The sequence below is a fragment of the Methylobacterium sp. W2 genome, assembly GCF_020662345.1.
Classification (GTDB): domain Bacteria; phylum Pseudomonadota; class Alphaproteobacteria; order Rhizobiales; family Beijerinckiaceae; genus Methylobacterium.
Genome location: NZ_VMOA01000001.1, coordinates 127,035 through 145,396, shown reverse-complemented (window position 1 = coordinate 145,396; position 18,362 = coordinate 127,035). Strand labels below are relative to the sequence as shown.

16 protein-coding genes and 1 tRNA gene are annotated in these 18,362 nt (G+C 67.1%); 2 read left to right on the top strand and 15 right to left on the bottom strand.

Annotation, left to right across the window (positions count from 1 at the left end; all coding sequences use genetic code 11):
* Positions 1–55: 55 nt before the first annotated feature.
* Both rpiA and FPV16_RS00665 read right to left on the bottom strand, forming a co-directional pair.
* Positions 56–766, bottom strand: a complete 711-nt coding sequence (gene rpiA / locus FPV16_RS00670) for a ribose-5-phosphate isomerase RpiA (RefSeq protein ID WP_227435355.1) — start codon at positions 764–766, stop codon at positions 56–58.
* A gap of 148 nt (positions 767–914) precedes the next feature.
* Complete coding sequence (locus FPV16_RS00665; RefSeq protein WP_227435354.1) at positions 915–1,382, bottom strand: hypothetical protein; 468 nt, start codon at positions 1,380–1,382, stop codon at positions 915–917.
* Positions 1,383–1,744: 362 nt separating this feature from the next.
* Between FPV16_RS00665 and gph the strand changes: the two genes are divergently transcribed.
* Positions 1,745–2,434: a phosphoglycolate phosphatase gene (gph, locus tag FPV16_RS00660; RefSeq protein WP_227435353.1), complete on the top strand. Its 690-nt coding sequence runs from the start codon at positions 1,745–1,747 to the stop codon at positions 2,432–2,434.
* Between the two features lie 6 nt (positions 2,435–2,440).
* Here the strand turns inward: gph and FPV16_RS00655 are convergent.
* From FPV16_RS00655 to FPV16_RS00640, 4 genes are all read right to left on the bottom strand, one after another.
* Positions 2,441–2,515, bottom strand: a tRNA-Val gene (locus FPV16_RS00655).
* Between the two features lie 145 nt (positions 2,516–2,660).
* Entirely contained in the window at positions 2,661–4,382 is a 1,722-nt protein-coding gene (locus tag FPV16_RS00650; RefSeq protein WP_227435352.1) for an ABC transporter permease, read from the bottom strand.
* Positions 4,383–4,393: 11 nt separating this feature from the next.
* A complete protein-coding gene (locus tag FPV16_RS00645; RefSeq protein WP_227435350.1) occupies positions 4,394–5,422 on the bottom strand; it encodes an extracellular solute-binding protein in 1,029 nt (342 codons plus the stop codon).
* Positions 5,423–5,547: 125 nt separating this feature from the next.
* Positions 5,548–6,627 (bottom strand): ABC transporter ATP-binding protein, encoded by a 1,080-nt coding sequence (locus FPV16_RS00640; protein WP_227435348.1) that lies wholly within the window; start codon positions 6,625–6,627, stop codon positions 5,548–5,550.
* 383 nt (positions 6,628–7,010) lie between these two features.
* Here FPV16_RS00640 and FPV16_RS00635 point away from each other — a divergent pair, with 383 nt between their 5' ends.
* Positions 7,011–7,535: a GcrA family cell cycle regulator gene (locus FPV16_RS00635; protein ID WP_413629142.1), complete on the top strand. Its 525-nt coding sequence runs from the start codon at positions 7,011–7,013 to the stop codon at positions 7,533–7,535.
* Between the two features lie 275 nt (positions 7,536–7,810).
* Here the strand turns inward: FPV16_RS00635 and FPV16_RS00630 are convergent, their stop codons facing one another.
* From FPV16_RS00630 to FPV16_RS00590, 9 genes are all read right to left on the bottom strand, one after another.
* Positions 7,811–9,088: an aminotransferase class I/II-fold pyridoxal phosphate-dependent enzyme gene (locus tag FPV16_RS00630; protein ID WP_227435345.1), complete on the bottom strand. Its 1,278-nt coding sequence runs from the start codon at positions 9,086–9,088 to the stop codon at positions 7,811–7,813.
* A gap of 69 nt (positions 9,089–9,157) precedes the next feature.
* On the bottom strand, positions 9,158–10,078 hold the full coding sequence (locus tag FPV16_RS00625; protein WP_227435343.1) for an ROK family protein: 921 nt from the start codon (positions 10,076–10,078) through the stop codon (positions 9,158–9,160).
* Between the two features lie 9 nt (positions 10,079–10,087).
* Positions 10,088–11,479, bottom strand: coding sequence for a dicarboxylate/amino acid:cation symporter (locus FPV16_RS00620; RefSeq protein WP_227435341.1), 1,392 nt, complete (start codon positions 11,477–11,479; stop codon positions 10,088–10,090).
* A 267-nt stretch (positions 11,480–11,746) separates the two neighbouring features.
* Positions 11,747–12,640, bottom strand: coding sequence for a hypothetical protein (locus FPV16_RS00615; RefSeq protein WP_227435339.1), 894 nt, complete (start codon positions 12,638–12,640; stop codon positions 11,747–11,749).
* A gap of 294 nt (positions 12,641–12,934) precedes the next feature.
* A complete protein-coding gene (gene msrB, locus FPV16_RS00610; RefSeq protein ID WP_227435337.1) occupies positions 12,935–13,342 on the bottom strand; it encodes a peptide-methionine (R)-S-oxide reductase MsrB in 408 nt (135 codons plus the stop codon).
* A gap of 64 nt (positions 13,343–13,406) precedes the next feature.
* On the bottom strand, positions 13,407–14,486 hold the full coding sequence (locus tag FPV16_RS00605) for a YihY/virulence factor BrkB family protein (RefSeq protein WP_227435532.1): 1,080 nt from the start codon (positions 14,484–14,486) through the stop codon (positions 13,407–13,409).
* 162 nt (positions 14,487–14,648) lie between these two features.
* Entirely contained in the window at positions 14,649–16,169 is a 1,521-nt protein-coding gene (locus FPV16_RS00600; RefSeq protein WP_227435335.1) for a malonate--CoA ligase, read from the bottom strand.
* 54 nt (positions 16,170–16,223) lie between these two features.
* Positions 16,224–17,630 (bottom strand): malonyl-CoA decarboxylase, encoded by a 1,407-nt coding sequence (locus FPV16_RS00595; RefSeq protein WP_227435333.1) that lies wholly within the window; start codon positions 17,628–17,630, stop codon positions 16,224–16,226.
* A 224-nt stretch (positions 17,631–17,854) separates the two neighbouring features.
* Positions 17,855–18,049 carry a hypothetical protein gene (locus FPV16_RS00590; protein ID WP_081739535.1) on the bottom strand — a complete coding sequence of 65 codons (195 nt, stop codon included), beginning with the start codon at positions 18,047–18,049 and terminating at the stop codon, positions 17,855–17,857.
* Between the last annotated feature and the right edge of the window lie 313 nt (positions 18,050–18,362).

The window sequence follows — 18,362 nt, the reverse complement described above, 5'->3', positions numbered from 1 at the left end:
CGTGTCGGTCAAGACATCGGAATGAGGCAAGACATCGAATGAGAGTGGAGGCGCGTCAGACCGCGCCGAGACAGGTGACGTGCGCCTGCCCGTCCCGCGCCTCCGCGAGGATCGCGCCGGTGGCGAGGCCGAGGAACAGACCGTGCTCGACCACGCCGGGCACCGCCCAGAGCGCGGCGGACAGGCGTTCCGGATCGGCGATCGCCTTCAGATGAGCGTCGAGGATGAGATGGCCGCCATCGGTCAGGAAGGGCGTACCTCCGGGGCCGGAGCGTAGGACGAGGTCGCCCGCGCAGCCGGCGCTCGCGATGGCGCGCCCCACGGCGATGCGGGTGGCGCCGAGGCCGAACGGGTTGACCTCCACCGGCAGAGGAAACGCGCCGAGGGTCGTCACGGATTTCGCCGCGTCGGCGATCACCACCATGCGGCGGCTGGCGAAAGCCACGATCTTCTCGCGCAGGAGCGCACCGCCGCCGCCCTTCACCAGACGCATCCGCGCGTCGATCTCGTCGGCACCGTCGATGGTGAGGTCGAGTTCGGGCAGATCTTCGAGAGTAGCGAGGGGAATGCCGACGCGCTCGGCAGCGATGCGCGTCGCCTCTGAGGTCGGAACGCCCGTGACCTTGAGCCCGTCGCGCACCCGCGCGCCGAGAAGCTCCACGAACACGTTGGCGGTGCTGCCGGTCCCGATGCCGAGCCGCATCCCGTCTTCCACGAGATCGAGAGCGCGGGCGGCGGCGGCGCGACGCAGGTCGGGACCGCTCACGATGAAGCCCCATTCATCGAGAGGGAGGGGGCGAGGTGCATAGGCGGGCTCTCGGGCTACGGGCTGGGCCGCTGAAAGTCTGGTGGCCCTAACACGGCTGGCAACGTCGTCCAACGCGGCTGTTGCCGAACATCCGCACGGATTGCCCTCAGGGGCGGGTGTTCTGGGGCGGCGTGGCACTCGGCCCCGCCCGTCCGGGCGCCTGCCCCGTGGCCACGGCTTCCTCGGGGCCGCTGGCCGCCGGGTTCGCCTGGGCCGTACACACCACCGCTTCCTTCTGGAGCTGGACGTAGCAGATGCTCATCTCGCCGGTGCGGTAGTTCACGCGGAACACCCCGGCCTCGCGGGTGTGGCGGGAGGCGACGAGGCCGTATTCGGACGGAGCCTGTGCGCTGGCACCCTCGCCGGAGCCGTAGCAGACGGTGAGGCCGACGCTGCCCACCGCGCCTTCGCGCAGGCCGTACTGGCAGGAGGTGACCTCACCCGTCACCTTATCGACGCGGTAGACCCGGTTGAGGTCGATCTGCGGCGCAGGGACAAACTCGAAGGAGGCGGCGCCGGCGGCCCCGGCCGTGCAGGCGAGAAGAGACAGCGCGATCCCGGCCCGGCATCTCATGGCTCTCCCCGAACGGGCGGATGCGGCGGGGACGGTGGATATGAACGCACGGTCGGTCGGCGGTGTCGAACGCATGGTCGCCTTCATGTCCTGATGCAGCCAGGGAAATCTCGCAGGGAACTCTCGTGGTTGCTCCCCTATAGCGGCCTTGCGGCGCAACCGTGACCCGCTCGCGGCGGCCTTGATCGCATCGTGACCGGATTCTACAGCATCATGCCAGGGAAAAAAGCCCGATCGGTGCGTTAAGCCTTTGCAGGCGCAACGGATTTTTCCGACACGCAGCGTCCGCTCTACAGACCGCCGTGACGTCGTCATCCAGCCCGAGATCACCCGTCGCCATTTCACGAACCCAGCGAGCCATCATGCCAAGCCTGCCGCCCATCGTCGTGTTCGACCTCGACGGAACCCTCGCCGAGACCGCGGGCGACCTCGTCGGCACCCTCAACGCGATCCTCGCCCGCGAGGGCCTGCCCACTCTTACCCTCGACCGGGCCCGCGACATGATCGGTGCCGGGGCGAAGGCGTTGATCCAGCGCGGCTTCGAGGCCGCGGGCGAGCCCATCGACGACGCCCGCCTGCAGATGCTCTTCGTCGACTTCCTCGACCATTACGGCCGACACCTCAGCGAGCATTCCTACCTGTTCCCCGGCGTCGAGACGGCCCTCGACGCTCTGAGCGCGCGTGGCTTCCTCCTCGCGGTCTGCACCAACAAGGTCGAGGCCCATGCCAAGCAGCTGCTGGAGGAACTCGGCGTCGCCGGACGCTTCGCCGCCATCTGCGGTCGCGACACGTTCCCGGTCTACAAGCCGAACCCGGCCCACATCACCCTCACGGTGGAGCAGGCGCAGGGCGATGTCTCGCGTGCCGTCATGGTGGGAGATTCCCGTGCCGATATCGACGCGGCCAAGGCAGCGGGAATCCCGGTCATCGCGGTGCCGTTCGGCTATACCGACCTGCCAGTGGAGCAGCTCGGCCCGACGCGGGTGATCCAGCATTTCGATGAGTTGGTGGGAGCGGTCGATGCCCTCGTCCCGGCTTCTGCCGTGGCTTGAGGGGAATGGTGGGCGCGACAGGGATCGAACCTGTGACCCTTCGCGTGTGAAGCGAATGCTCTCCCGCTGAGCTACGCACCCGGACCGAGGGCCTTCTAGGGCGAGGCCCACGCGCCCGTCAAGGGCCTCTGTCGCCTTCTTATTAAGCCGGCATCAGAGAAGGTTCAGCGGCCAGGCCGCCGGAATCGGTCCTCACCCTTCGGCCATCCGAATGCGGATAGGGAGGTTACCCGCCCCTTGGGCCGCGCTCCGCCGCGCCAAGGCGCATGAGCAGCGCCACCGGGATCAGACCGACCGCGACAATGAGGAGGCCGGCGACCGCGCCGTCCTCGTAGGTGCCGCGCAGCGCCTCGCCATAAAGGTGCGTCGCCAGGGTCTCCACGTTGAGCGGGCGCAAGAGCAGGGTCGCCGGCAGTTCCTTGACGCAATCAACGAAGACGAGGAGCGCACCGCTGAGCAGAGCCGGCCATGTCATCGGCAGGTGCACGCGCATCAGCGTGCCGACGGGGCCACGGCCGAGCATGCGCCCGGCCTCCCCGAGGGAGCCCGGCACCTTCGCCAGGCCCGCCTCGCAGGCCCCGACACCGACCGCGAGGAAGCGCACGAGATAGGCGATGACGAGGGCACCGCCCGCGCCGACGCCGATGATCGCCGGAGCGACGCCGAAGAGCGCCGTCGTGATGCGGGACAGGGAGGCATCGGCAAGCGCCAGCGGGCCTAGCAGCCCGATCGCCAGGATCGCCCCGGGGAGCGCGTAGCCGAGGGCGGCGATGCGGACCAGCCCCTGCCCGAAACGCCGCGCCACGAGGCGGGGGCCGGCGGCGACGAGGAACCCGCAGGCGGCCGCGAGCAGGGTGGCGAGGCCGGCATAGAGCAAGGTGTTGCCCGCCTCGGCGATGACGCCCCGGGGAAATCCGAGCCGGGTGACGCGGGCGATGGCGGAATGGACGAGATAGGCCGCGGGGATCAGGAAGCCGATGGCGATGGGGACGAGGCCGAGGCACAAGGCGGCCATGGCCGAAGCACCGGACAGACGATGGCGGGCCATGCCGCGCTGGCGCTGCGCCGTTCCGGCATAGCCGCGCCCGCGTCGTCCCCAGCGCTCGGCCGCCAGCAGCAGGAGCACCATCGCCAGCATGACCAGGGCGATCTGCGCCGCGCCTGGCAGGTCGGACCGATTGATCCAGGTGGCGTAGACTTGGACCGTGAGCGTCCGCACGCCCAGGAACTCGGCGGCGCCGATATCGTTGAGCGTCTCCATCAGGGCGAGGCTGGTGCCGAGGGCGATGGCGGGGCGTGCCAGCGGCAGGGCGACGTGGAAAAAAACCGCCGTCGGCGACCGTGCGAGGATGCGCGCCGCCTCAATGAGGGTTCCCGCCTGCATCAGGAACAGCGCACGCGTCGGCAGATAGACATACGGGTAGAGCACGAAGCCGAGGAGCAGGATGCAACCCGGCAGGGACCGGATCTCCGGGAGCAGCAGATCCTTCGGCCGCGCCACGCCGAGAAGCTCGCGCAGGGTGCTCTGGATCGGGCCGATCGGGTGAAGCAGGTCGAGATAGGCGAAAGCGACGATGTAGGTCGGCACCGCCAGGGGCAGCAGCAGCCCGATTTCCAAGAGGCGGCGCCCCTTGAACGCGTAGGCCGAGACGAGCCAGGCCGAGCCGACCCCGAGCATGACGACGAGGAGGCCGACGCCGCTGACGAGCAATGCCGTGGTGACCATTGCCTGCGGCAGGACATGCGCCAGGAGATGCGGCCAGACCTCGCTCGTCCCATCCGCCGCCGTCAGCGCCAGGGACACCACCGGGCTGAGGATCAGGGCAGCGAGGGCCAGAGCTCCCGCCGTCCAGGCCACGGGGGCGGCGCGCAGGCGCGGCGCCGCCCTCGGAGCGGCCTCGGATCCGATCGCAGTCTGCGATCGGGCCAGTTCGACGGCAGCGGTCATCGGCCGGGGCTTTAGTTGTCGAAGCCCACCGTATCCACCAGCAGACTCGCCGCCTTGCGGTTCCGGGCGATCTCGGCGAGCGGCACGGTATCGATGGTCAGCGGGCCGAGCGCCGTGAGTTGGGGGTCGATCGGCGCGCCCGCCTTCACCGGATACTCGAAATTGGCCTTCGCATAGAGGCCTTGGCCTTCGTCGGAGACGAGATATTCGAGAAGCTTGACCGCCTCGTCGCGGTTCGGCGCGCTCTTGGCGACCACGGCACCGGAGACGTTCACATGGGTGCCGCCGCTCGTGAAGACGGGCAGCACGACCTTGATCCCGTCTCCCCATTTCTGCTGGTCCGGGCCACCCTTGCCCGAGCGCATCAGCCCGACATAGTAGGAGTTGCCGAGCCCGATGATGCAGGTTCCAGCCAGGATGTCGCGGGCGACGTCGCGGTCGCCGCCGGCCGGCTTGCGGGCGAGGTTGGCCTTCACCCCCGTCAGCCAGTCCTTCGCCTTATCCGGCCCGTGCTTGACGATATAATGGGCGATGAGCGCTGTGTTGTAGGGATGCTGGCCCGAGCGCAGGCAAAGCTTGCCCTTCCATTTCGGGTCCGCGAGATCCTCGTAGGTCAGGGCCTTCTCCGCGAGATCCTTGTCGGCATAGGCGACGCGGGCGCGCATGGACAGGGCGTACCAGAGGCCGCCGGCATCGCGCAGGGGCGCCGGAACGGCGGCTTCCAGGGTCTCCGTGCGGACCGGCTGGGCGAGGCCGCGATCCACGAGCTCGATGAGATTGCCGATATCGACGGTCATCAGTACGTCGGCCTTGGAACGCTCGCCCTCGGAGGCCACGCGCTCGGCGAGACCCTTCTCGACGAAGACGGTGTTGACGGTGACGCCGCTCTTGGCGGTGTAGGCATCGAGCAGGGGCTTGATCAGACCGGGCTCGCGGGTGGTGTAGATGTTGACCTCGGCAGCCGTCGCTCCGGCGATCCAGGCCAAAACCGTCGCGCTGCCGACCAGACATTTCGAGACCCAACCGACCATGACGTCCATCCCTTTTCCCGTGGCGAACGGTTCTGGGCCGCATCCTCACGAGAAAAGCAAGACTTATGTCTTCAGTTTATTATCGTTAAAAACTATGCTTCTGAATATTGCCAAACACGAACAGCCAGGCTTGGTTAATCCAATTCGACGGGAAAAACCAATACCGCCCCCTTAGCGAGGGTCAGGCCGACACGATCGCCCTCCTCTACTGCTGTTTCTTCGGAGACCGTGAGGCGGAAAGGTTCGGTAAAGCCATCTGCCACCAGGGTTAGTTCCGCAACGGGTCCGAGGAAACGCCGCCGGATCACCCGCGCCGGATGGCCGGCCTCGGCGTCGGAGAGCAAGATCGCCTCGGGCCTGACGCAGGCAGCCACCCTTACACCGCTAGCGATGCCCGGCGCCGGAAACACACCAAGTGGCGTAGCCGCAGCGCGGTTCGTGCAGCGGGAGGGAAAGGTGATGAGATCGCCGAAGAAATTCGCCGCGAAACGCGAGACGGGGCGCTGGTAGAGATCCGCGCCGGTGCCGATCTGGACGATGCGCCCGTCCCGCATCAGGACGATCCGGTCGCTCACCAGCAGGGCCTCCTCCGGGTCGTGGGTCACCAGGAGCGCGGTGGCGCCGGTGGCGCGCAAGACCGAGATCGTGTCGGCCCGGACCCGATCGCGGTTGCGCCGGTCGAGATTGGAGAACGGCTCGTCGAGGAGCAGCACGCGCGGCCCCGGCGCCAGGGCGCGGGCGAGCGCCACACGCTGGCTCTCGCCGCCCGACAGCGAGCCGGGATAGCTCGAGGCCCGGTCGGCGAGGCCGACCTGTTCCAGCCGCGCCTTTGCGACGGCATCGGCCTCGGCAGCGCGCAGCCGGTGGAGACCGAAGCGGACATTCTGCATGACAGTGAGATGGGGGAACAGGGCGTAATCCTGGAACATCAGACCGACGCCGCGCTCCTCCGGAGGCACCCGGGCGCTCATCGCCTGTCCATCGAGAAGGACGAGCCCGCCGCTCGGCTGTTCGAGCCCCGCCACCGCCCGCAGCAGGGTGCTCTTGCCGCAACCGGAATCACCGAGAAGCGCGATGATCTCTCCCGCCCGGACCGCGAGGGAGACGTCGTCGAGGGCGTGCTTGCGGCCGAAATCGACGCTGAGCCCGCGTGTCTCGAGGCGCGGCGGCACCTCGCCGGGGCGGCGTCCCTCGGTCGGATCGGTCGCGGCCATGACCTGCCTCTCACTTCTCGGCTCGTGGTGAAACACGCGCTTCTCGCCCGATCCCGCGGCAGGTCAAGGGGAAGCTGGGCCGGTAGGAGGATCGGTCCGATGCTGGCGAGGGTTGCGCCGTCGCACTCATGGCGGAGCCGCGTCTCGGCCGGCTCTTTCGGGGTACATGCGGAACGCCTCCGACGGTTTGCCGGTGGAAAGTCCCCCCCTCCTTCCAGGCGCTCTTGCATCCGTGTCGAGCCGTCCTGTACGGTTCCGATCGTCGTCGTAAGGATGCCCTGCGCGACCACCATCTGTATGGCAGCGGGCGGAGTGGCCATGCGAGGCGTCGCAAGGATCGTCCCGTGTCGGTCGGGGGAATCGAGCGGATGTCGGAGGGGGCGATGACGGAAACCGGTGCTGGCTGGACGGACGAGCGTGTCGACGTGCTGCGGCGTCTCTGGGACGAGGGACTGAGCGCGAGCCAGATCGCCGCGCAACTCGGCGGCGTCACCCGTAACGCCGTCATCGGCAAGGTCCACCGGCTGGGTCTGTCGGGCCGCGTGAAGGCGGCGGATTCGCCCGGCAATGGCCGGAAAAAGCCCGCTGTTCGTGAAGCCGAGGCCGACAACGTCGTAGAGCTCGCGACCGTGGCCGATCCCGTCTCGGCACCGAGCCCGCTGTTTCCCGAGACGAATACGGTGGTCGCCGCCCTAAGCACGCCGCTTGCCGTGTCCAAGCGTGTAACCATCATGGATCTGCGCGAATCCATGTGTCGCTGGCCCCTCGGCGATCCGACCTCGCCGGAATTCCACTATTGCGGCGATCGCTCGATCACCGGCCTGCCCTATTGCACCCATCACGCCGAGATCGCGTATCAGCCCGCCGCCGAGCGCAAGCGCGACCGCCGGGTCGGCGGCTTCCGCTGAGGCCATAGAGTCCAGCTTGATTGTCGCCGCCCCTCGGGCGGCGACGTATCCGGCCCTTGTCGCAGGCCGAGCGACCGCGCTTTACCACCTGATCCCACGAACTTGGAATCCGCGCGCCAATGCGTGGCGGAGGATCGCAACGTCATTGCCGATCAGCGAGAGTGAGGGGGGCTCCGGGAGGCTTGTCCGCCCTTCAGTCGACGCCTCGACGCGCTTTCCCGGAAGAGCCCCCGCCCAGGCAGGACGAGGGGATATGTCGGGAATCGCAGCTCGCGTCAGGCCGCCTTTTGAGTCTCGAGTCCGGCGAGGAGGATGCAGAGCGCGATCCCCTCCGCCGCCGCCTTCACGTCCGAGAGCGAGGGGAAGGTCGGCGCAAGACGCAGGGTACGATCGTGCGGGTCGCGCCCGTAGGGCGAGGTCGCACCGGCGGGCGTCAGGGCGATGCCGGCCTCCTTGGCCAGCGCCACGGTGCGCTGGGCCGCTCCGTCCACCGTATCGACGGTGATGAAGTAACCGCCTTCGGGCGTCGTCCAGGTCGCTGCGCCGGTTCCCCCGAGCCGGGCCTCCAAAGCGTCGAGGACGGCCTGGAATTTCGGTGCGATCAGAGCGCGCTGCTTGTCCATATGCGCCTCGATGCCGGCCATGTCCTTCAGGAAGCGGACGTGGCGCAGTTGGTTCAGCTTGTCCGGCCCGATGGTGCGAAAGAAGGAGCGGCCGAGGAACCAGCGCACGTTCTCCGGGGAGGAGGCGAACACGGCGATGCCCGCTCCCGCCAAGGTGACCTTGGAGGTCGAGGCGAAGATGAAGGGCCGGTCGGGATGGCCGGCCTCCTCACAGAGGGCGAGGATGTCGGCGAGGGGGTGGCGCGTGGCGGTGAGGTGGTGGACGGTGTAGGCGTTGTCCCAGAATAGACGGAAGTCGGGAGCGCCCGTTTTCATCGAGGCCAGACGCCGGACGGTCTCGTCGGAATAAGTCTCGCCGCTCGGATTGGCGTATTTCGGCACGCACCACATGCCCTTCACGGCCGGATCTGCGGCCAGCTTCTCGACGACGTCCATGTCCGGTCCCTGACCGGTCAGGGGGACGGGCAACATGCGGATGCCCAGGGCCTCGCAGATCGCGAAGTGACGGTCGTAGCCTGGGACGGGACAGAGGAAGACCGGCTCCTCTTCCTTCGACCAGGGCTGCACCGAGCCGGGGACGCCCTTCAGCAGGGCCCAGGCAATGCAATCGTGCATGAGCGCGAGGCTCGAATTGTCACCGATGACGATCTGGGCCGCCGGCGCCTGCACCATCGGCGCGAAGAGAGCGCGCGCCTCCGGCAATCCCTGGAGGCCGCCATAGTTGCGCGCATCGTCACCCGCCTCGGCGAAATGATCGCCGTTGCCGGGCAGCGCCATCATCGCGCTCGACAGGTCGAGTTGCTCCGGCGCCGGCTTGCCACGGGTCATGTCGAGCTTGAGGCTGCGGCTTTTGAAGGCCTCGTAAGCCTCGCGAGTCTTCGCGTGAAGCGCGTCGCGGGCGGCGGGATCGAGGGAAGCCAGGGTCGTCATGGGGTTACGCTCACGTCGTTGTGTGATTGTCCCCGTCCATACCGGCTACGGGGCGCGATGGGGAGAGGTTCAGGCGGGGATGCCCCATAACCAGGCTGCACCCCGCACACCGGATGCGTCGCCGTGGCGGCTCATTCGGATCGGCGTCCCGCATTCCCCGGAGAAGACGTGCGGAAGGATCGCTGCAGCCAGATCGGCGGTCAGTTCCGGCACCGTCGACAATCCGCCGCCGAGGACCACCACGTCGGGGTCGAAGATGTTGATCACGCCCGCCATCGCACGCGCGAGCCGCTCCCGATAGCGGCCGATGCTCTCACATGCGGCGGCATCACCGGCGCGCGCGGCGGCGATGACGGACTCGCCGGTCGAAGCGACTGCGCCGGTCCGCCATGCATGATCGGCGGCGAGGCCGGGGCCGGACAGCCATGTCTCGATACAGCCATGCCGGCCGCAATAGCAGGCTGGGCCGGGCCGCTCATCGTCGCGGGGGGCGGGAAGCGGATTGTGGCCCCATTCGCCGGCGATGCGGTTGGCACCCGACAGGGCGACCCCGTCGATGGCGATGCCGGAACCGACGCCGGTCCCGAGGATGATGGCCCAGACGACCCGCGCGCCCGCGCCCGCCCCGTCCACCGCCTCGGAAACGGCGAGGCAATTGGCATCGTTCTCGGCGCGGACCGGTCGGCCGAGCCGTGCCTCGAGATCGATGACGAAGGGCCTGCCGTTCAGCCAGACCGAGTTGGCGTTCTTCACGAGGCCGCTGCCGGGCGTGATCGCGCCCGGCATGCCGATGCCTATGCTGCCGACGCCGCCGGCGTCACGCTCCAGGCGCAGGACGAGAGCGACGATCGCGTCGAGGGTGGCGGCGTAATCGTTTCGCGGGGTCGGGATCCGCGCCTCGGCACGAACGGCTCCGCCGGCATCGAGGGCGATGCCGGCGATCTTGGTGCCGCCGAGGTCGATCCCGATGCGCAGGCGCGCCGGGTCCACGATGCGGCTCTACTGCGCGGCGACGGCCGGACGGGGAGCGGGCTCCTGGTCCATGTTCGGTGCGTGGTCCGAGATGTCGGTGCCGATGGAGAAGGGATGCGCCATGACCTGGTTCAGTTTTTCCTGGTCGAGTTCCCCCTCCCAGCGGCTGACGACCACCGTGGCGACGCCGTTGCCGATCAGGTTGGTGATGGCCCTGCACTCCGACATAAACTTGTCGACACCCAGGATCAGGGTCATAGCGGCCACCGGCACCGGGTTGTTGGGGATGGCACTGAGCGTGGCCGCAAGGGTGATGAAGCCGGCGCCGGTGACGCCCGAAGCCCCCTTCGAGGTCAACATCGCCACGAGGATGATGGTGGCGTACTGGGCAAAGGACAGGTCAGCGCCCACGGCCTGGGCCAGGAACAGCGTCGCCAGGGTCATGTAGATGTTGGTGCCGTCGAGATTGAACGAGTAGCCGGTGGGGATCACGAGGCCCACGACGGAATCCGAGGCACCAAGGCGACGCATCTTCGTCATCATGTGCGGCAGCACCGTCTCGGAGGACGAGGTGCCGAGCACGATGAGAAGCTCATCTTTAATATAGGCCAGGAACTTGAAGATCGAGAAGCCGGCCACGCGGGCGATGCCGCCCAGAACCAGGACCACGAATAGGAAGGCCGTGACGTAGAAGGTGCCCACGAGCCAGGCGAGATCGATCACCTTGCCGATGCCGTACTGACCAATGGTGAAAGCCATGGCGCCAAAGGCACCGATGGGCGCGAGCTTCACCACAAGGCCGATGATGCGGAAGAAGACCTGGCCCGCGGTGTCGATGGCGTGGGTGATCGCCTCGCCGCGCTTGCCCATGCCGGTGACGACGACACCGGTGAGGATCGAGATCAGTAGGACCTGCAGCAGGTCGCCCGTGGCGAAGGCATCGAAGAAGCTCTTCGGGATCAGCGCCATAATGTGGCCGGTGACGGAATCGTCGGCCGCGATCTTGGCGTATTTCTCCACCGATTTACCGTCGAGCTTGGTCACATCGGCATTGAAACCGGCTCCCGGCTTCACCACCTCGCCGACAAGGATGCCAATGAGAAGCGCAATCGTGGAGACAACCTCGAAATAGACCAGCGCCTTTAACCCTACGCGACCGACCTTCTTCAAGTCGCCGATAGAGGCGATGCCGTGCACGATGGTACAGAAAATGATCGGCGCGATCATCATCTTGATCAGTGCGATGAAGGCGTCGCCCAGCCACTTGACGGACTTGCCCCATTCGGGATGCAGATATCCGAGCAGGATGCCGAGCGCGATGGCGATCAGCACTTGAATGTAGAGGACCTTGTACCAAGGTTCGTGAGGTGTCGGTACTGCCGGCGCGCTGCCTCCGGCATGAACGGTGGTCTGGGCCATGTTCCCTCACAGTCGCCTCTTCGGGCGCACGCTCGTCTGTCTTTCCGAGACGCTAGCGAGTTTAATCCCTCGCCTCAACGAGGCTATGAGCGATAATCTTTATTTCTCGCCGAAACCGTGAGGATGAGCCGCTTCTGTAACGCGATGAGGCTATACCGCGTTATTGCATACCATTGTCGTGCGCCGACTTTGCCGAATATCCCCGGCGCCGCTGGTGCGTTCCAAGCAGCCCGGAGATGAGCCTGCCCCATCTCCGGTTTCGATCATTCAGGTCTGGGGAGTGCGGCGGGGACGCACGGTCCAGCGCTCGAATTCGGCGGCCGGATCGTCGTTGCGGCCTGCAGCGCGGGACGGCTGCGACGCTCCGAGGGCCTGGGACAGGCTCTCGATCACGTCGTCGATGCGGGCGTCTGTCCGGATCGGAGCCTCGGCGGTGGGCGTTTCCTCGGTGGCTGGCTCTTCCCGTCGTTCCTCGCTGCGCTCTTCGGCGACGGGCTGCGGTGCGGGCTCTTCCACCGGGACGGCAGCGGGTGCGGCGGCCTTGGCTGCCTGAGCTGTGGCACGGCGATTCGCCCGTAGGGCCGCCTCGTCCTCGACGGCCTTCGGCGGCGGAGCATTGAAGCGGCCGAAGCCGAAGCGAGGCTCGAGCAGATCGAGGATCGCCTCGAGGGCGGCATTGCTAAGAGCGACCTCGCCGGTCTGAGGTACGCCCTGGATCGCCACGGCATGCCGGTCATAGGCGGTATTCTCGGAGACGTCCTCGCCGAACCAGGCCGGGGGTACGAAAGCAGCGGCCTGACCGGGCTCGTCGAACACAACGCTGAGCAGGTCGAGGGCCCCCGGCGTCGCGTAGCGGTCAACAAATGCCTCGCGGCCGTTGCCGAGGGCCATGACAGCACGATCATAGATCGCCTTGCCGGAGCATACATCGAGGAGCGCGTCGCCATGGGCGCGCGGAACGTCGGTCCGCTCCTCGCTCGACGATCCGTCCGGCGCCGTGGTGACGAGGACGAGATGACAATTCTGGCCATCGACGCGGACATAGGACGTGCGACCGGCCTGGGGAGCGAAATAGCCCTCGGTGATCTTTGAGCTGCCGCGTTCCTTGCGGATCAGGCGGACGAGGGAGGGCGCAACCAGAAACCGACGAACGACACTCATGTACTCTTCTCCCCCCGGATCGGCTCGTCACGGCTGCAGTCCCTCGGGAGCATCGTGCCGTGGGCGCAGTCTCTAGCCCTACTCGTAGCCATACCCTGTTTCGGCGGCGACGGAACGCCCGACCTGTGGAAACCGGGCGGCACGGACCGTACCAATGAAGCCAACCTTACACCTGGCGAGCCCGAGGGCGCGCAAGGCAGAAGGCCACGGTCTTTCGACTAAGAAACAATGGGACTAAATCAAGGCCATACGCGTATGGCCCCTCGCGATTTTTTGCCTTTCATACCAATGGGCTCAGGTATTCGGCTCAAAACGCAGTGAAATGCCGTTCATGCAATAGCGCAGCCCCGTCGGCGCCGGACCATCGTCGAAGACATGGCCGAGATGACCTTTGCAGCGGGCACAATGCACTTCGGTCCGCACCATCCAGTGACTGCGGTCGGACTTCGTCTCCACCGCGCCGTCGAGGGGATCGAAGAAGCTCGGCCAGCCGGTGCCGGATTCAAACTTGGTGGCGTTCTCGAACAGCGGCGCATCGCAGCCCGCGCAGTGGAACGTACCGGGCCTCTTCTCGGCGTTAAGGCAGCTCGTCCCGGCCCGCTCCGTGCCGTGCTCGCGCAGGACCCGGTACTGGTCCGGCGTCAGGATCTCGCGCCACTCGGCTTCGGTGCGCTGGCCAATGTCTGCCTCGGTCTCGCTCATGATCGCCTCCGTTTCTGCGGAATATTCCGGAGAGATAGGCATTCGCAGGCAATCCGGCACCCTGTCACGCCGCCGCGCCGATCGTATCGGCCATCCGCGCCTCGCGCTCGCCCATGGGCTTTTCCGGGCCGGTGGTGGTGTCGCGGGCGGTCTGGTGCTCCATCTCGGCGTTGATCTCGGCGCCGAGGAGCACAATCGTGGTGGAGATCCAGATCCAGGTCATGAAGCCGATGGCCGCGCCGAGCGAGCCGTAGGTCTCGTTGTAATTGCCGAAGCTGGCGACGTACCAGGAGAACAGGATCGAGGCGGCGAGCCAGAGCAGGCCGGCGACGGCGCCGCCCGTGCCGACCCAGCGCCAGCGCGGCCGCTCCCGGCTCGGGCCATAGCGGTAGAGCAGCGAGAGCCCCCCGAGCAGGACGACGAGGAGGAAGGGCCAGCGCAGCAGGGCGATGAGCCTCGCCCCCTGCCCGAACCCGAAGAAATTGAAGATGACCGGCAGCACGACGATGCTGGTGAGCGCCAGAATGGTGAAGAGCAGCGCCCCGACGGTGAAAGTCAGGGAGCGCAGGTTCAGCATCACGAAGGAGCGCTTTTCCTCCTCCTCGTAGACGACGTTGAGCGCATCGAACATCGCCTTCATGGCGGCGTTGGCGCTCCACAGCGAGAGGACGAGGCTGGAGAAGAAGGTCAGGCCCAGGGTGCCGTTATCCTTGGCGGCGATCCGCTTCACCTGCTCGCCGATGATGTCGATGGCGCTGGAGGGCAGTACGCCCCGCATGCTGGAGAGGTGCTCGTTGATGGCGCCCACATCGGCGACGAGACCGTAGCAGGAGACCAGGGCGGCGATGGCCGGAAACAGAGACAGCAGGGTGAAGAACGTGACCCCGGCGGCGACAGCGAGCACGCGGTCCTTGTTGAATTCCAGGTAGACGCGGACGGCGATGTCCTTCCACCCGGCACGTGTGATCTCGGTGGGGCTGCCCGCCGCCCGGCCGCGATGGACCTGCGTGGCCGCCACCCATTCGGCGCTGCGCCCACTATGCGAGCGGGCGCCCTCGTCGCGGCGCGGCACGGGCTTGCCCTCGTCCTGCGGTCGGCGGCGCGACCGGGGCGCCAGCGACAGGGCGACGAGGGCCGCCCCCATGGCCAGGGTCCAGGCCAGGGACTGGGCAGAGCCCGACCCCGTGGGCTCGGGTTGGTGAGGTTGAGACGAAGACATGACGGCAACCGGGAGGGAGACGGCGCGAGCTTGGCCGTTCGATGACGAGAACCGTCGTCCCGCTAAAGCGTTCCGTCGCCCCGGCCCTCAGGCCCCGTAGAGGCCGGCATGCTCCTCGCGCAGGAGGTTCTTCTGCACCTTGCCCATGGCGTTGCGCGGCAACTCGTCGGCGAAGAGGACGCGCTTGGAGCACTTGAAGCGGGCGAGCCGCCCTTCGAGAATCTGCAGGATCTCCCGCTCTCCCGGCGCATCCGGGCGGGCGACCACGATGGCCGTGACGCCCTCGCCGAAATCCGCATGGGCCAGGCCGATCACGGCGGATTCGACCACACCCGGCAGCGCGTCGATCTCGTTCTCCACTTCCTTCGGGTAGACGTTGTAGCCGCCGGTGATGATGAGATCCTTGCCGCGCCCGACGATGTGGACGTAGCCGCGCTCGTCGACTTTGCCGAGATCGCCGGTGATGAAGAATCCGTCCGCCTTGAATTCGGCCGCCGTCTTCTCGGGCATGCGCCAATAGCCCTGGAACACGTTCGGCCCCTTCACCTCGATCATCCCCACCGCATCGGTGGGCAACGCCCGGCCGGTCTCGGGATCGACCACCCTGAGCGACACCCCCGGAAGCGGCATACCCACCGTGCCGGCGATGCGCTCGCCGTCATAGGGGTTGGAGGTGTTCATGTTGGTCTCGGTCATGCCGTAGCGTTCGAGGATGGCGTGACCGGTGCGGGCCTGCCACTCCCGGTGTGTCTCGGCGAGAAGCGGCGCGGAGCCGGAGACGAACAGGCGGATCGTCGCCACCGCCTCCGGGTTCAGACCGGGCTCCCTGAGAAGGCGGGTGTAGAAGGTCGGAACACCCATCATCGCGGTGGCCCGCGCCAGCAGCGGCAAGACCTGCTTCGGATCGAATTTCGGCAGGAAGATCGCGGTGGCGCCGGCGAGCAGCACGATGTTGGTGGCCACGAACAGCCCATGGGTGTGAAACACCGGCAGGGCGTGGATCAGCACGTCGTCGGCGGTGAAGCGCCAGGCCTTCACCAGCGTCACAGCGTTGGAGGCGAGGTTGTCGTGGCTGAGCATGGCGCCCTTGGAGCGCCCGGTGGTGCCCGACGTGTAGAGGATCGCCGCGAGATCGTCGGGGCCGCGCTCCACATCCGTGAAAGCGATGCCGGCCATGTCCGCCGCCTCGGCCATGCTGCCGCGCCCCGCCGCATCGAGGGTACGCAGGGCGGGCACCTTCGCTTCGACGGCGACCGCTTCAAGCGCGGCGAGCCGGGCGGGATCGCAAACGAACAGGGTCGGCTCGGCATCCGAGAGGAAATACGCGATCTCCGGGGCCGTGTAGGCGGTGTTGAGCGGCAGGAAGACCGCGCCGGCGCGAACGGCGCCAAGATAGAGGAACACCACCTCGGCGCTCTTCTCGACCTGGACGGCGACGCGATCGCCCGTCTTGACCCCGAGCGCAGTCAGGGCGGAGGCATAGGCGGCCGAGCGGTCGAGCATGTCAGCATAGCTGATCCGTGCGCCGTCGCAGGTCTCGAGGAAGGTCCGGGAGGCGGGATCGGCGGGCAGGCTCGCCCGGATGAGGTCGAAGAGATGGTTACGCATGACGTCGTCCAGCCGTGATCGAACGGACAGCCGTGGCCGGACGACGCCGCGAAATCAAGCCTCGGCCAGCGCCACGGCGCGAATCGGCGGCAGGTTGGTCCTGAGTTCTCGGCTCACGCTGCTCGATGCCGCCACGGTGCCGAGATTGGCATAGGTCTCGTGGTTCTTCTCGATGGCAGAAAGATCATAGAGGTAATTGACCATCAGCCCGCGTGACTGGCCGAGCCCCTTGGGCGAGACGTCACCGAGGAAGTTCAGCCGCTCAAGCCGCGCGCCATTGCCAAGGTGGAACCGCGCTACCGGGTCGAGGGGCTTGCCGCGCTCGTTCTTGGCCCGCAGGAAATAGGCGGCGGCGGCGGGGATCATCGCCTTCTTCACCGCATCGGCCTTGGCCTTGTCGGCGTGCCAGCCCGGCTCGTCGATGGCCCGCAGAGCCTCGATATCGTCACGGGTCAGGCCCTGCGGGGAATCCGAGCGGCGCTCGCGGTCGAGCCAGGTGGAGAAGCCGGGCACCGGCGAGAGCGTGACGAAGGTCTTGAGGCTCGGGATCTCGCGGGCGAGATCCTCCACCACCTGCTTGATCAGGAAATTACCGAAGGTGACGCCGGCAAGACCCTTCTGGCAGTTCGAGATCGAGTAGAAAATCGCGGTGGTGGCGGCTTGGGTGGGCAGGGGCTCGCGCCCATGCGCCAGGATCGGCGCGATGGCCGGCGCGATGCCGCCCGTAAGCGCCACCTCGACGAAGATCAGCGGCTCGTCCTGCAAAGCGGGATGGAAGAAGGCGAAGCAGCGCCGGTCGGTGGGTTCGATACGCCGGCGCAACTCGTCCCAGCCCGCGATCTCGTGCACCGCCTCGTAGCGAATGATCTTCTCGAGGATATGGGCCGGGGTGGTCCAGTCGATGTGGCGCAGCACCAGGAACCCCCGGTTGAACCACGACGCGAACAGGTGCTCGAAATCGCTGTCGAGGCTGTCGACGGCATCGACGAGGTCGGGGTCGGCCTCGTTCCCGCGCAGGTCCTTGCGCAGGACGAAGAGGTCCTCCCGCATCCGCACCAAAGCGAGGGTGCCGTTGCGGGCGAGGTTGAGCCGACGGATGAGCTCCTGGCTGCGCGGCTCCGCCGCCTCGTGCAGCACGCCGAGGGCGGCACGGCTCGGGTCCCGGCGGTAGGCGGCGATGGCCTCGTCCACCGACTCGTGATCGGCACCGAAGACGATGGCGACACCTTGCAGGAAGACCAGCCGTTCGGCCCGCGCGAGGCTGGCGTAGCGCTCCAGGATGAGGCGGGCGAGCGCCACGCCCGACGCCTCGCCGCGCCGGGAGATCAGATCCTCGCAGAGCTTGATGAGCTCCTGCGCATTGGCCTTCGAGGCGAGGTCACCGCGGCCGATCCCGATGAGATCGCGACCACGGTCGCTGATAGTCTGAAGCAGGTCGCCGAAAAACGAGATCGCCGCCATGGCTCGCCGCCTGCTCCTTGACCCTGTCACAGGTTCCGCAAGATGCCGATCCGGCGGAACGCAACGCGTGCGCGCTGCAGTCTATGACGGGGGGCGTCCGAGAGCCAGGGCCTTACCCGTGGAACCATGCCGCAGCCGCGACGAACGGGTCGACGGGGCGAGAACTAAAAACCCGTCTTTTCCCAAGTCCGCCCCCCCACTTACGGAGGCCATAACCCGATATCTCAGCCTTGAGCGGCCTCAATGGCAACACGATCGGCCCGCTCACGCCAATCCTCAACCCCATGCTGGCGCGCGAAACGAAGTTCCGCCGCGCGCTGAGCCCGGCGAGGATCACGCGCCCGTGAAATCTCGACGCATCCGATCGTGAACGGCACGCCGAGGATTTGCTTGGCGAAGCTGACTCGGTAATTCGGCATTCCAAACTCCGTTGTCGATACGCGATGTTGTCCCCGGGATTTGAAGATCGACTCGTCTCGACAGTCGAGAGTGTGGCAGAACGACTTGGCTCCTGCCAAGTGGGACTTCGTCACAGAGACGCGCCAAGTCTTTATCCGGTAACGATTCGTATATGGGGACCGACGCATCCGATGGAAGGCTGCCGTCCATCGCGACCCGCTCTCCGACCTGGGACCATTTCGCGCGCCTGCGGGTTGCTCCCGCGCGCTGCCGCCCCTAACCGGGGGCACGGCCATCCAGTCGCCCACGGACCCGCCCCATCGGATGAGGAAT

Bases quoted from the DNA above. Each gene is read 5' to 3' on its own strand.
- FPV16_RS00595 (WP_227435333.1), bottom strand. From the start codon at position 17,630: ATGGCGGCGATCTCGTTTTTCGGCGACCTGCTTCAGACTATCAGCGAC.
- FPV16_RS00650 (WP_227435352.1), bottom strand. From the start codon at position 4,382: ATGACCGCTGCCGTCGAACTGGCCCGATCGCAGACTGCGATCGGATCC.
- FPV16_RS00615 (WP_227435339.1), bottom strand. From the start codon at position 12,640: ATGAGTGTCGTTCGTCGGTTTCTGGTTGCGCCCTCCCTCGTCCGCCTG.
- FPV16_RS00630 (WP_227435345.1), bottom strand. From the start codon at position 9,088: ATGACGACCCTGGCTTCCCTCGATCCCGCCGCCCGCGACGCGCTTCAC.
- FPV16_RS00665 (WP_227435354.1), bottom strand. From the start codon at position 1,382: ATGAGATGCCGGGCCGGGATCGCGCTGTCTCTTCTCGCCTGCACGGCC.
- gph (WP_227435353.1), top strand. From the start codon at position 1,745: ATGCCAAGCCTGCCGCCCATCGTCGTGTTCGACCTCGACGGAACCCTC.
- FPV16_RS00635 (WP_413629142.1), top strand. From the start codon at position 7,011: ATGACGGAAACCGGTGCTGGCTGGACGGACGAGCGTGTCGACGTGCTG.
- FPV16_RS00605 (WP_227435532.1), bottom strand. From the start codon at position 14,486: ATGGGGGCGGCCCTCGTCGCCCTGTCGCTGGCGCCCCGGTCGCGCCGC.
- FPV16_RS00645 (WP_227435350.1), bottom strand. From the start codon at position 5,422: ATGGACGTCATGGTCGGTTGGGTCTCGAAATGTCTGGTCGGCAGCGCG.
- FPV16_RS00620 (WP_227435341.1), bottom strand. From the start codon at position 11,479: ATGGCCCAGACCACCGTTCATGCCGGAGGCAGCGCGCCGGCAGTACCG.
- msrB (WP_227435337.1), bottom strand. From the start codon at position 13,342: ATGAGCGAGACCGAGGCAGACATTGGCCAGCGCACCGAAGCCGAGTGG.
- FPV16_RS00590 (WP_081739535.1), bottom strand. From the start codon at position 18,049: ATGCCGAATTACCGAGTCAGCTTCGCCAAGCAAATCCTCGGCGTGCCG.
- FPV16_RS00600 (WP_227435335.1), bottom strand. From the start codon at position 16,169: ATGCGTAACCATCTCTTCGACCTCATCCGGGCGAGCCTGCCCGCCGAT.
- FPV16_RS00640 (WP_227435348.1), bottom strand. From the start codon at position 6,627: ATGGCCGCGACCGATCCGACCGAGGGACGCCGCCCCGGCGAGGTGCCG.